Below are 12,282 nucleotides of genomic sequence, written 5' to 3'. Positions count from 1 at the left end.
GCGGCGGGCAAGAGAATCGCCGTCGTGGCGGGGAAGGGCTGGGGTTCTCGCCATCGTGTCGGGCGAGAGGTTGGGTTCTCGCCTCCGCGGTGGGAAAGAGGCGAGTTCTCGCCTCGCGGCGGGAAAGGAGCGGGTGTTCTCGCCGTCGCTACGGGGGAAGGCTCGCCGTTGCGGCGGGGGAGGGCCGGCTGCTCGTCGTCGGGCGGACGGGGGTCGCGGCGGGGGGACCGCCGCGACTGGGGTGGGTCAGTGGCCTTGGCCGCGGTTTGTGTCCTTGTCGGTCCGCTCCTTGGCCTTGTCCTTCATCTCCTGGCCCTTTTCCTGGCCCTTTTCCTTCATGTCCTGGCCCTTGTTCTGGGAGCCTTGGCGCTGGCCGCCCTCTCCGGACTTCTCTTTGGTCTCGCCCATCTTTTCCTTGAGCTGGTCGGCCTTCTCCTTGAACTGGTCTGACAGGCCCATCGTCACTCCTCGGGGGTGTGCGTTTTCGTGGGTTGATTCCAGCGTGGCACGGCGTTGCAGTGCTCGCATTTTCGGGCAAACGGGGTGCCTGTCAGGGGCGTGGAGGGAGCGGGGGGCGGGAGCGGTCCGGGGCGTCGCTGTAGTCGGGTGGGACGCGTGCGGGGTGGCGTTCGAGGAGGTCGAGCGCGGTCCGTACGGCGGTCTCCAGTACGGAATGCCGGCCCTCGGCCCAGTCGAGGGGGGTGCGGAGGGCTTCGATGTCGGGGGCGACGCCGTGGTTCTCGACGGACCACCCGTAGTCGTCGAACCACGCCGCGTTCATGGGCACGGTGATCACCGTGCCGTCGGCGAGCCGGTGCCGGCCCGTCATGCCGACGACGCCGCCCCAGGTGCGCGCGCCCACGACCGGACCCAGGCCCAGCAGGCGGAACGCGGCGATGATCATGTCGCCGTCGGAGGACGTCGCTTCGTCGGCGACGGCGACGACGGGACCGCGCGGTGCGTTGCTCGTGTACGAGACGGGCTGTGCGTTCCGTGTGAGGTCCCAGCCGAGGATCGTGCGGCTGAGCTTCTCCAGGACGAGTTCGCTGATGTGCCCGCCCGCGTTGCCGCGTACGTCGACGATGAGCGCGGGGCGCGAGACCTCCATGCGCAGGTCGCGGTTGAACTGGGCCCAGCCGGAGCCGCCCATGTCGGGGATGTGGAGGTAGCCGCACCGGCCGCCGCTGAGGTCCCGTACGACCTCGCGGCGCCGGGCCACCCAGTCCTGGTAGCGCAGCGGGCGTTCGTCGATCAGTGGTACGGCGGCGACGCGGGGCGGGCCCGCCTGCTGGAGGGTGAGTTCCACGGTGGTGCCGCCCGCCGCGGCCAGCAGTGGTCCCGGACCGCACACGGGGTCGACCGGCCGCGCGTCGACGTGCGTGAGCAGCGCGCCCTCTCGTACGGGGGCGCCCGCGAGAGGCGAACGCGCCCTGGAGTCGGAGGAGTTGCCGGGCAGAATGCGGGCGAGGGTCCAGGCGCCGTCGGAGGTGCGGATCAGATCGGCGCCGAGGAAGCCGATGGGGCGCTGGTAGTGGGGCGGGCCCTCGTCGCGCCTGGCCGGGCTCACATAGGCGTGCGAGGTGCCCAGTTCGCCGAGTACCTCGCGCAGCAGGTCGGCGAACTCGTCGGGCGAGGCGACGCGTTGGGCCAGCGGCCGGTACTGGCCCAGTACGGCGTCCCAGTCGATCCCGCTCATTCCGGGGTCCCAGAAGTAGGCGCGGATCAGCCGCCCGGCCTCCTCGTACGCCTGCCGCCACTCGGCGCCCGGGTCCACGTCGTGCAGGATGCGGCGCAGGTCGATGTAGGTCGTGGTGTCGGTGTCCGGGGACTGGTCGGCGGGGATCACACGCAGTTCGCCCTCGTCGTTGACGACGAGCCGCGAGCCGTCGCCGCTCGGCGCGAACCAGTCGACCTCGCTGGTGAGTTCGGTGCGCTTGGCCTTGACGAGATCGAAGTGTTCGAGCGTGGGACGCCCCGAGGTGTCGGCCGGGTTGACGAACGTCTCGCCGAGCGCGCCGGAGATCGGGTAGCGCAGCCAGATGAGGCCCCCGCCCGCGACGGGGTGCAGCGCGCTGTACTTGGACGCGGTGACGGGGAACGGCGTCACACGGTTCGCCAGGCCCTCCGCCTCCACCAGCACGGTGACCTCGGGGCCCTCGGGCCCTTCGGTCTCGTCCGCACGGTCCTGCGGGTCCATGCCGCCCGCCGCCGGCCTCCCCTCCGGTGTCAGCGCGAACGGCGAGAGGGTCGCGGAGGAGAGCGGCACCAGGTACGGGCGGCAGCCCAGCGGGAAGGAGAGGTCGCCCGTGTGGACGTCGTACACCGGGTCGAAGCCGCGCCAGGACAGGAATGCGAGGTAGCGGCCGTCGCGCGTGAACACGGGCTGCTCGTCCTCGAACCTGCCGTCCGTCACATCGAGGACCGCGTGCGCCGTACCCGCCGTGTTCCTGCCGAGCTTCGCGATCTTGATCTGGGAGAGCGAGCGGCCGATACCGGGGTGCGCCCATGCCAGCCACCGCGAGTCAGGCGCCCAGGCGAGGTCGTGCACGGGACCGTTGACGGAGCAGATCAGCTCGGTGACCTCCGCGTCCGGCTCCTGGACGGGCGCAGCGGGGCCTGTGGGACCCGGCTCCGCCGTTGCGGTGTCGGCAGGGGCGTCGGAGGTGCCGGGAGCGGCGTCCACCGGGGTGTCGGGTACGGGAACGAGCAGCAGACGGCCGTCGTGCGACGCGACGGCGACCGTCTGGCCGTCGGGTGAGGACACGAGTTCCAGCGCGCGTCCGAGGCGTCCGGCGGCGAGCCTGCGCGGCGGCCGGGGGCGGCTCGCGCGGGGCAGGTCGGCGATCTCGATGGCGTCCTCGCCGTCCGCGTCGGTGAGGTACGCGATGCGTCCCGTGTCGCCGAGCATCTCCGGCAGCCGCACCCGTACGCCGTCCTCGTCGGCGAGGGCACGCGCGGGCCCGTCGCGGTGCGTGAGCCAGTACAGGCTCCCGCGTACGCCTACCGCGCTCGCGCGCCCCGTCGGGTCGACGGCGAGCCCGTCCAGGTGCGCGGCGGCCGGAACCTGGTACCGGCGCCTGCCGGTCCTCGGACCGCCGAGCCGCACGTCGAGGCGGCGCGGGCGTGCGGTGTGCGCGAAGTCGTCGACCAGCCACAGGTCGCCGGCGCACTGGTAGATCACGCGGCGTCCGTCGGTGGCGGCGTGCCGGGCGTAGAAGGCGTCGTGGTCGGTGTGCCGCCGCAGGTCGGAACCGTCGGGCAGGCACGAGTACAGGTTCGCGATGCCCTCGTGGTCCGAGAGGAAGGCCACCCGGTCGCCCACGAACATCACGGAGTCCAGGTGCCCTTCCAGGTCCGGCAGCAGGCGCTCCCCGTGCAGCCACAGGCGCCCCGTTGCGCCGCCCCTGTAGCGCTTCCAGCTCGCCGGCTCGTGCGGGGGCGTACCGCTCAGCAGCAGGGTGCGGCGCTCGCCGTCCTGTTCGGCGACGGCGATGTCGGAGACGGGGCCCCATGGGAGCCTGCTGCCGGGGCCCTCGTCCGGTGGTACGCGGTAGGACCACGCGTAGTGCGCGAACGGCTGCCCGTGCGAGGCCACGGCGAGTACGTCGCCCTCCGGCGTCCAGCCGCACACACGCGTGTCGTTGGCGCCCCAGTAGGTGAGCCGCCGCGCGGTGCCGCCCTCCGCGGGGACGAGGTAGATCTCGGGGTCCAGGCTGCGCCAGTTGGTGAAGGCGATGCGCTCGCCGTCGGGTGAGAAGCGGGGATGGCCGATACGGGTCCTGTCGACGGTCAGCCGCCAGGCGCGGCCCGGCCGTTCCTGGTCGGCGGGGAGCGGGGCGATCCACAGGTCGTCCTCGGCGACGAAGCAGATGTGGCCCCCGTGGAGGTGGGGGTAGCGGAGATACGCGCCGTCTTCAGTCACCTATCCCATGGTTCGGGGCGAATTGAGGCCAGGCAAGTTGTGACGTGTCCCTCATTCCCACCCAAGGAGTCACCCTCTGGGTGCGAGGAAGCGTCGATTGACATGAGCTGTCATTTATCCCGCCCGCGTCTCGTGCCGCGTGCGTGTCCTTGTCCGACCCCGAGACCGGAGAACCACTCTCGTGGCCACCTTCCTGTACAAGCTCGGCAGGCTCGCCTTCCGGCGCCGCCGCATCGTCGCCCTCATGTGGGTCGCGCTGCTGGTCGCGGCCGGAGTCGGCGCCTCCACCGCATCCTCACCTCCCGACGACGACTTCGCGCTGCCCGGCACGGAGGCCCAGAAAGCCTTCGACGTAATGGAAGAGCGTTTTCCCGACGCCAATGCCGAGGGCGCCACCGCGCGGATGGTCTTCCGCGCACCCACAGGCGAGAAGATCACGGCGACCGACAACAGGGCCGCCGTGGAGAAGACCATCGAGGAGCTGAGCGGCGGCCAGGCAGCCGCCGTCTCCGACCCGTTCGCCAAGGGCAGCGGTGCCATCAGTGCGGACGGCAGCATCGCCTACTCGTCCGCGACCTACAAGGTTCCGGCCCAGGACATCACCGAGAAGACCCGCGAGGGCATCGAGGACGCGGCGAAGGCGGGCCGCGACGCGGGCCTGACCGTGGAGACGGGCGGCGACGCGCTGCTCGTCGAGCCCGAGATGGGCAACGCGGAGATCTTCGGCATCGCGATCGCCGCGATCGTCCTGATCCTCACCTTCGGCTCGCTGATCGCCGCTGGGCTGCCGCTGATCACCGCGCTGATAGGCGTGATGATCGGTATCTCCGGGATCGCCGCACTCGGTGCGACGCTCGGCCTGTCGGCCAACACCACGACGCTGGCGATGATGATCGGGCTCGCGGTCGGAATCGACTACGCGCTGTTCATCGCCTCCCGTTACCGAGCCGAACTCACCGAGGGCAGAGACCGCGAGGAGGCGGCGGGCCGCGCCGTCGGAACCGCCGGTTCCGCCGTGGTCTTCGCGGGTCTGACGGTCGTGATCGCGCTCGTCGGGCTCTCCGTGGTCAACATCCCGGTGCTCACCAAGATGGGCATGGCGGCGGCCGGCACCGTCGTCATCGCCGTACTGGTCGCCCTCACGCTCGTACCGGCCGCGCTCGGTATGGCCGGCAAGCGGATCTTCGGCCGCAGGGTGCGCAAGGCCAACCCGGAGACCGGCGTTCCGGCCGCGGCCGGTGCGGCGGGGCAGCGTCCGAAGGCGGGCGCCCGCTGGGCCGCCTTCGTGCTGCGGCGACCCGTGCTGGTGCTGGTCACCGCCGTCCTCGCGCTCGGCGCTCTGGCGCTGCCCGTAAGCGCGATGAAGCTGGGCCTGCCCGACGAGGGCAACCAGCCGGCCGACACCACGCAGCGCAAGGCGTACGACCTGCTCGCTGGGGGTGGCCCCGGTGCCGAAGGCTCTGGGGGAGGGTTCGGCCCCGGATTCAACGGCCCTCTGATGCTCGTCGCCGACACGCGCGGCGCCGAGAGTCCCAAGGAGGCCGTCGCCGAGATCCAGAAGCGCGTCAAGGACGTCGACGGTGTGGTCGCCGTCGCGCCACCGGTCTTCAACAAGGGCGGCGACACCGCGACCCTGACGGCCATGCCCAAGTACGGGCCCAGCGACTCGCGTACGGAATCCGTCGTACAGGACATCCGCGAACAGGCGGGCCCTGTGGAGGACAAGACCGGCGCCAAGCTCCTGGTGTCCGGCGCGACCGCCGTGGCCATCGACTTCTCGCAAGTGATGAACGACGCGCTGCTGCCGTACCTGGCGCTCGTCGTCGGGCTCGCCTTTGTGCTGCTGATGCTCGTCTTCCGCTCCGTACTGGTGCCGCTGAAGGCCGCGCTGGGCTTCCTGTTGTCGGTGCTCGCGGCGCTCGGCGCCGTGGTCGCCGTCTTCCAGTGGGGCTGGCTGGCGTCCCTCATCGGCGTCGAACAGACCGGGCCGATCATGAGCATGATGCCGATCTTCATGATCGGGGTGATCTTCGGGCTCGCGATGGACTACGAGGTCTTCCTCGTGACACGGATGCGCGAGGCGTACGTCCACGGGGAGAGTCCGGGCGAGGCCATCATGTCGGGCTTCCGCCTCGGTGCCCGCGTGGTGACGGCGGCTGCCGTCATCATGATCAGCGTCTTCGCGGGGTTCATCGGCTCCTCCGAATCCATGATCAAGATGATGGGCTTCGGACTGGCCATCGCGATCCTCTTCGACGCGTTCCTGGTCCGCATGGCGATCGTGCCCGCGGTACTCGCCCTGCTCGGGCACAAGGCGTGGTGGCTGCCCCGCTGGCTGGACCGGGTACTGCCCAACGTCGACGTCGAGGGCGAACGCCTGCGCGGCCACCTGGAGAAGACGCCCGCGGCCCCGGTCCCGGCACCCCGCGCGGCGGAACAGGAACCGGAGACGTCAGGGGTGCGATGACGGGCTGACGGAGGCGCGGCGCACGCGCTGCCCCCGCGCCGGGCGGGCCGCGACACCGTCCGCCCGGCGCCGGGGGTTGAACCGGCCGCTTGAAGGTCGCACAGCGCCGGGCCCCCGGCCCCGCCGCCCCCGGCGGGGAGGCGTCCCGAAAAGTCTCCGGAGTCACTTCAACGAAACACTTGAAGTCAGGCACGCGAAGCGGGTGCCGGCGGCACGGGCCGTCGGCCGGAGAACGTGCCGGAGGAGGCTTCACGATGAGTGGCCATTCCGAGTACGGGGGAAGCGGTTCCGGGGCAGGGGGCGGTGGACCCAGGAGCCCCCGGGGTCCGGGGAGTTCGAAGAATTCCGGGCCCGGGGGACCCGTCACCGTCCTCGACGGATACGTTCCCGTCATCGACCTGTCGGCAGCGGGAACGGCGATTGCGGGAACGCCGAATGCCCGAACCGCGACGGCCCGAACGGCGGTTGCGGGAACCGATACCGGCTCAGATTGCGGAGCCGGCCGCCTCGCTGTCGCGCGTGCCATCGGGAACGCATGCGAGAACTCAGGTTTCTTCACCGTTGTCGGACACGGAGTTCCCCAGGAACTCGTCGACGACATGTACGGGAAGACGGAGGAATTCTTCACCGCTCCCCGGAAGGAGAAGGAAAGGGCGGCAGGCGGGCCGGGAACGTGTGGATTCCGCAGCTCGGCCGGCAGCGCGGCGAAAAGCATGGGCGTGGAAGCGCCGGCCGATCTGTGCGAGATCTTCACCGCCAACGTACTGGGCGACCACGGCGCCGATGTCCGGGCGCGTTACGGCGACGAGTCCGCGCCCTGGACGAGAGCCAACGTCTGGCCGTCACAACCCGCCGGATTCCGGGACACCTGGCATGCCTACATGCGTGAGATGGAGCGCCTGGGCAGGGAACTGATGCGGCTCTTCGCGCTCGCACTCGGTCTGGACGAGGAATTCTTCGAGGACAAGGTCGACCGCCATGTCTCGACCGTCGTCGCCAATTTCTACTATCCGCAGAACAGGCCCCCGCTGCCCGGCCAGTTGCGGAAGGGTCCGCACACCGACTGGGGCAATCTCACGATTCTCCACCAGGACGACATAGGTGGTCTTCAAGTGCGGTACGGGGAGAGCGGCTGGCGTGATGTTCCGTTCGTACCCGGCGGATTCGTCATCAATATCGGGGACATGATGGCGTTCTGGACGGGTGGACGGTGGGTCTCGACCCTGCATCGCGTGCTGAACCCGGAGCGGGGGCATGACCGCTCGCGGCTGTCCCTGCCGTTCTTCCACATGCCCAACCACGACGCCGTGGTCGAGCCGCTCGCGCAGCTGGGCAGTCCCGGTGCCGACGCCGGCCCCGTTGAAGCGCCCGGCTCAAACGCCGGGGCGGTCCCCGCGACGACGCCGGGGCAGTGGTACCGCGACAAGATGGCGGCCACCTTCTCCTGACCCCCGGGAAGACCCCTCACGGGGCCGTCTCCGCACGCGGGCGCCCTCATGTGTCCCCGGGCGCCCTTCCGTGTGCGGAGACGTCCTCACACGCCGCGCAGCAGCGCGGCGATGCCCTCGTCCAGATCCAGGTGCGCGGTCTCGGTGCCCGCACTCACCACGTCGTACGTACAGCGCAGGAAACCCCACAGGTCCGCGCTGCGGAACTCCAGGACGGCGACGCCTTCGCCCGCGTGCAGTTCGACCACGGTCCGCTCCAGCCCGCAGGGCCATACGTGTACGTCGCCCTCGCCCGCCGGGCCCCTGAGGCCCGCGTCCAGGAGGTCACGCGAGAAGGCCCAGATGACCTCTTCGCCGTCCAGGGAGATGTCGGAGGGGAAGACGATGCGTACTGCCAGCGGGTCGTCGCCGTCATAACGGAGGGATGGGGAGAGGGGCCGGGTGGCTGGCGGCCTCGTGATGAGTTGGGCCTGCACGGTGTGGTCGATGACCTTGTACACATCAGCTCCTCTGGGTCGGGGGCGAACGCCTGGCCCCTCGGTGCCGGGTTGCCCCTTCGCCCTGTCAGACGCGTAGCGCACCGGGTCAGTCACCCGAGGGGCGGGTGAGCTGTACCACAGGCAGGAAAACTATGATCCACGCCACTTACATAGCAGGCATTCCAGCCATAAGTCCCTCCTTCCGGCGCCCCATTGCTCTCCTGGTGTCACAACGGTGAGTGGGGAACACAAGGGCAAGTTCCCTACCGGATACGCCCGTATCTACGCCAAGCGTCACCCCTCCCTCCTCGCCTCCGCGCGTACGGTCACCGGCGTTCCGGTGCTCGCCGAGTAGCTCGCCGCTGAGGCCCACTTCATCCCACGGGGCACCGCGGTGCCTGTGGTGCGCCGCCGTGGAACTCGCGCTCAATGGTGCTCCGTGAGGCCGGCTCACCAAGGACCATCACGCATCAAGAGGTCCGTCACGCACCAAGAGGTCCGTCACGCGTCGCCCGTGAGGGGCTGCGTGGACCCGGCGTACGCGGGGCGGGCCCCATGGGGTGCTACGGAGCGTGACGCGCTCTTGCAACTTCCTTGCAGTTGGCCAATATTCTCAAGTAGACCCGGCCTCTCCCTCAGACGGGCCGGCCGCGAGAAGCGGAGCGCCGTCATGCATGTGCCCGACGGATTCATCGACGCCCCCGTCTCTGTCGCCGCGGGAGCGGTGGCCGCCGCAGCGGTCGCCGTCTCGCTGCGCGGTGCCCGCCGCGAACTCGCGGGCGTGCCCGGCAACTCCGGCGGCCGAAGGAGCCCCGGCATTCGGGGCGCCACTGGCGTTCAAGAAGTTCGGGGCACCACCGGTGTTCAGGGCGCCCCAGGTGCTCAAGGTGAGCGCGCCGCGCCGCTCGCCGGGCTTGTCGCCGCGTTCATCTTCGCCGTCCAGATGCTCAACTTCCCGGTGGCGGCCGGAACAAGCGGGCACCTACTGGGCGGCGCGCTCGCGGCCGTACTCGTCGGCCCGTACACCGCCGTTCTCTGCGTCTCGGTCGTCCTGCTCCTCCAGGGCGTGCTGTTCGCCGACGGCGGGCTGACCGCGCTCGGGGTCAACATCACGGTCATGGGCGTGGTCACCGTCCTTGTCGCCTATGGCGTCTTCCGCGCGCTACTTGGCCTCCTCCCGCGTCGGCGTAGCGCCGTGACCTGCGCCGCCTTCGTCGCCGCGCTGGTCTCGGTGCCCGCAGCGGCCACCGCGTTCACCGGGCTCTACGCGCTGGGTGGCACGACGGATGTCGCGCTCGGCAAGGTGTTCGCGGCGATGGTCGGCGTGCACGTACTCATCGGGATCGGTGAGGCCGTCATCACGGCGGTGACGGTGGGCGCCGTCGTCGCCGTACGGCCCGACCTCGTGTACGCGGCACGTGCCCGGCTCGCCGTACGCCTGGAACTGCGGACCCCGCCGCTGAGGGAGGGCGGCCACGAGACGCCTGCCGCCGCGCCCGCGCCCACTGCCGCGCCCGCGCCTGCGCCGCCTCCGGGTTCGGCGTCCGAAGGCGTGCCCGCGCCTCGCCGTTCCGCACGGCCCCTGTGGATCGCCGGGGTTCTGGTGACCCTCCTGTGCGCGGGCGGCCTCAGCTTCTACGCCTCCGCCAGTCCGGACGGGCTGGAGAAGGTCGCCGCCGACCACGGCATCGACGAGGGGGAGAAGGAGCACTCGGCCAAGGACTCACCGCTCGCCGACTACGGGATCAAGGACATCACCGACGCGCGCCTCTCCGGTGGGCTCGCCGGGGTCATCGGCGCTTGCGCGACACTCGCCGTCGGTTCCGGTGTCTTCGTGGTCCTTCGCCGCCGACGCGCCCGCGCCGAAGACCTCTCCCGCGCGGAGAGCGGGGCCCGGGCGGAGGGTGCGCCCCGTGCCGAGAGTGTGTCCCGCGCGGAAGGGGTGTCCCGCGCGGGGCACGCCTTCCCGGCGGAGGGCGAGTCGGGCACCGCGCAGGCGTCCCGTAGCGCCGGAACGGAGCCCGGCACCGGCCACGGCGCGAGCGGCGGCTCCCAGGCGGGCACAGACCCCGGCACGGGCCCGGACGCGGCCACTGGTGCCGGCGCGGGCACCAGCAGCGGCACCACTGCCGGCGCCGGTGCGGGCACAAGCGCACGCACAAGCCCCGGTGCCGGCGCAGGGGCAGGCGCCGGCGCAGCGGAAAGCGGTGGTGCGGGCGGCAGCACCGCAGCCCAGGACCCGGCGCCGCCCTCCCCCTCCGGTGCCGGGCAGTAGGCGGGGGCGGGCCGATGGGCGCGGGGCATGCGCACAGGCTCTATGTGCACGGGAGTTCGGCCGTGCACGCGCTGCCGGCGCACTGCAAGCTCGCCGCCGTCTTCTGCTTCGTTCTGGTCGTGGTCTCCACACCCCGCGAGGCGGTGTGGGCGTTCGGGGCCTACGCGCTGCTCCTCGCCTCGGTCGCGGCCGTCGCACGCGTACGGGCGGGGCATCTGCTGCGGCGGATGCTGATCGAGGTGCCGTTCGTGGCGTTCGCGGTGCTGTTGCCGTTCGTCGCGGAGGGAGCCCGGGTCGAGGTGCTCGGGCTCTCGCTGTCGGAGGCGGGGCTGTGGGGCGCGTGGAACGTGTTGGCCAAGGGCACGCTCGGGGTTGCCGCCTCCGTGCTCCTGGCCTCCACGACCGGACTGAACGAACTCCTGCTCGGGCTGGGCAGGTTGCGGCTGCCGCCGCTGCTGTGCCAGATCGCGTCGTTCATGGTCCGCTACGGGGACGTCGTCACGGACGAGCTGCGCCGGATGCGCGTCGCCCGCCTCTCCCGCGGGTTCGAGGCACGGGGGCCCCGGCAGTGGGGCGTGCTGGCCAAGTCGGCGGGCGCGCTGTTCATCCGCACGTACGAGCGCGGGGAACGGGTCCACCTCGCGATGCTCAGCCGGGGCTACACCGGCACGATGCCGCCCGCGCCGGGCGACGGGCCCGCCGCCCGCGCCGACTGGGCCCGCACCGCCGCACTCCCGCTCGCCGCGCTCGCCATCTGTCTGCTGGGGTGGACCCTGTGACCCGCGCCCACGGAACGCTCCTTGTGACACGCACTACCGGGAGGCGCAGGTGACGGACCCCGTGACGCACAAGGGTTCAGGCGAGGTCCGCGAAGCGCCCTCGCTCCAGGTGCGGGGCCTCGCCCACGCCTACCCGGACGGGCACCAGGCCCTCTTCGGCGTCGACCTCACGGTGGAGCGGGGCGAACGCGTCGCGCTACTGGGAGCCAACGGCGCCGGCAAGACCACGCTCGTCCTCCATCTGAACGGGATCCTCGTGCCGGGCGCCGGCTCGGTCACCGTTGCCGGGCTTCCCGTCGCGCGCGAGCATCTCGCGGAGATCCGGCGGCGTGTGGGCATCGTCTTCCAGGACCCCGACGACCAGTTGTTCATGCCCACCGTGCGGGAGGACGTGGCCTTCGGGCCAGCCGCCTACGGGCTGCGCGGTGCCGCGCTGGAGGCGCGCGTCCAGGAGGCGCTGGAACGGGTCGGCATGGCGCAGCACGCCGCGCGTGCCCCGCACCATCTGTCCTTCGGGCAGCGCCGTCGCGTCGCCGTGGCGACCGTCCTGGCGGGGCACCCGGAGATCCTGGTCCTGGACGAGCCTTCCTCCAACCTCGACCCGGCGGCCCGCCGCGAACTGGCCGATCTGATCCTCTCCCTGGACCTCACCGTCCTCATGGTCACCCACGACCTGCCCTACGCGCTCGAACTGTGCCCCCGCTCCGTGGTACTCGGCGAGGGCGTCATCGCGGCTGACGCTCCCACCCGGGACCTCCTCTCCGACACGTCTCTGCTGAGGGCCCACCGCCTGGAACTCCCGTACGGCTTCGACCCCCGGTCCGTGATCACCCCCACCACGTAGCACCATGGAACACGCGGCTCGGGGGAAGGCCGGGAAAGAGCCATAAAAGCGGCATGAAGGCGACAGGA

Annotated in this window: 7 protein-coding genes and 1 pseudogene; 5 read left to right on the top strand and 3 right to left on the bottom strand. The window is 71.2% G+C overall.

The features are described 5' to 3' along the window. Nucleotides 1–246 precede the first annotated feature (246 nt). Together NMN56_RS31585 and NMN56_RS31580 are read right to left on the bottom strand one after the other, a co-directional pair. Complete coding sequence (locus NMN56_RS31585) at nucleotides 247–459, bottom strand: hypothetical protein (RefSeq protein ID WP_274046910.1); 213 nt, start codon at nucleotides 457–459, stop codon at nucleotides 247–249. Between the two features lie 91 nt (nucleotides 460–550). Further along, nucleotides 551–3,922, bottom strand: a complete 3,372-nt coding sequence (locus NMN56_RS31580) for a S41 family peptidase (protein WP_274046911.1) — start codon at nucleotides 3,920–3,922, stop codon at nucleotides 551–553. Nucleotides 3,923–4,103: 181 nt separating this feature from the next. Between NMN56_RS31580 and NMN56_RS31575 the strand changes: the two genes are divergently transcribed. Next, nucleotides 4,104–6,389 (top strand): MMPL family transporter, encoded by a 2,286-nt coding sequence (locus tag NMN56_RS31575; RefSeq protein ID WP_274046912.1) that lies wholly within the window; start codon nucleotides 4,104–4,106, stop codon nucleotides 6,387–6,389. Nucleotides 6,390–6,643: 254 nt separating this feature from the next. Further along, complete coding sequence (locus NMN56_RS31570) at nucleotides 6,644–7,837, top strand: isopenicillin N synthase family dioxygenase (protein WP_274046913.1); 1,194 nt, start codon at nucleotides 6,644–6,646, stop codon at nucleotides 7,835–7,837. Between the two features lie 86 nt (nucleotides 7,838–7,923). Here the strand turns inward: NMN56_RS31570 and NMN56_RS31565 are convergent, their stop codons facing one another. After that, nucleotides 7,924–8,337, bottom strand: a complete 414-nt coding sequence (locus tag NMN56_RS31565) for an SsgA family sporulation/cell division regulator (protein ID WP_274046914.1) — start codon at nucleotides 8,335–8,337, stop codon at nucleotides 7,924–7,926. A gap of 649 nt (nucleotides 8,338–8,986) precedes the next feature. Here NMN56_RS31565 and NMN56_RS31560 point away from each other — a divergent pair. The 3 genes and pseudogenes from NMN56_RS31560 to NMN56_RS31550 all read left to right on the top strand — a co-directional run. Continuing rightward, a pseudogene (locus tag NMN56_RS31560) lies at nucleotides 8,987–10,174 on the top strand (energy-coupling factor ABC transporter permease); the annotation flags it as partial. Between the two features lie 431 nt (nucleotides 10,175–10,605). Then, complete coding sequence (cbiQ, locus tag NMN56_RS31555) at nucleotides 10,606–11,370, top strand: cobalt ECF transporter T component CbiQ (protein WP_274046915.1); 765 nt, start codon at nucleotides 10,606–10,608, stop codon at nucleotides 11,368–11,370. A gap of 49 nt (nucleotides 11,371–11,419) precedes the next feature. Next, nucleotides 11,420–12,214, top strand: a complete 795-nt coding sequence (locus NMN56_RS31550; protein WP_274046916.1) for an energy-coupling factor ABC transporter ATP-binding protein — start codon at nucleotides 11,420–11,422, stop codon at nucleotides 12,212–12,214. Nucleotides 12,215–12,282 lie beyond the last annotated feature (68 nt).

The sequence above is a fragment of the Streptomyces iconiensis genome (genome assembly GCF_028657195.3).
GTDB lineage: Bacteria > Actinomycetota > Actinomycetes > Streptomycetales > Streptomycetaceae > Streptomyces > Streptomyces iconiensis.
Note: the sequence above shows the minus strand (reverse complement) of the source record. Positions and strands in the feature narration are given on the sequence as shown.

Coding starts and splice junctions, on each gene's coding strand:
- NMN56_RS31570 (WP_274046913.1), top strand. CDS start 6,644: ATGAGTGGCCATTCCGAGTACGGGGGAAGCGGTTCCGGGGCAGGGGGC.
- NMN56_RS31585 (WP_274046910.1), bottom strand. CDS start 459: ATGGGCCTGTCAGACCAGTTCAAGGAGAAGGCCGACCAGCTCAAGGAA.
- cbiQ (WP_274046915.1), top strand. CDS start 10,606: ATGGGCGCGGGGCATGCGCACAGGCTCTATGTGCACGGGAGTTCGGCC.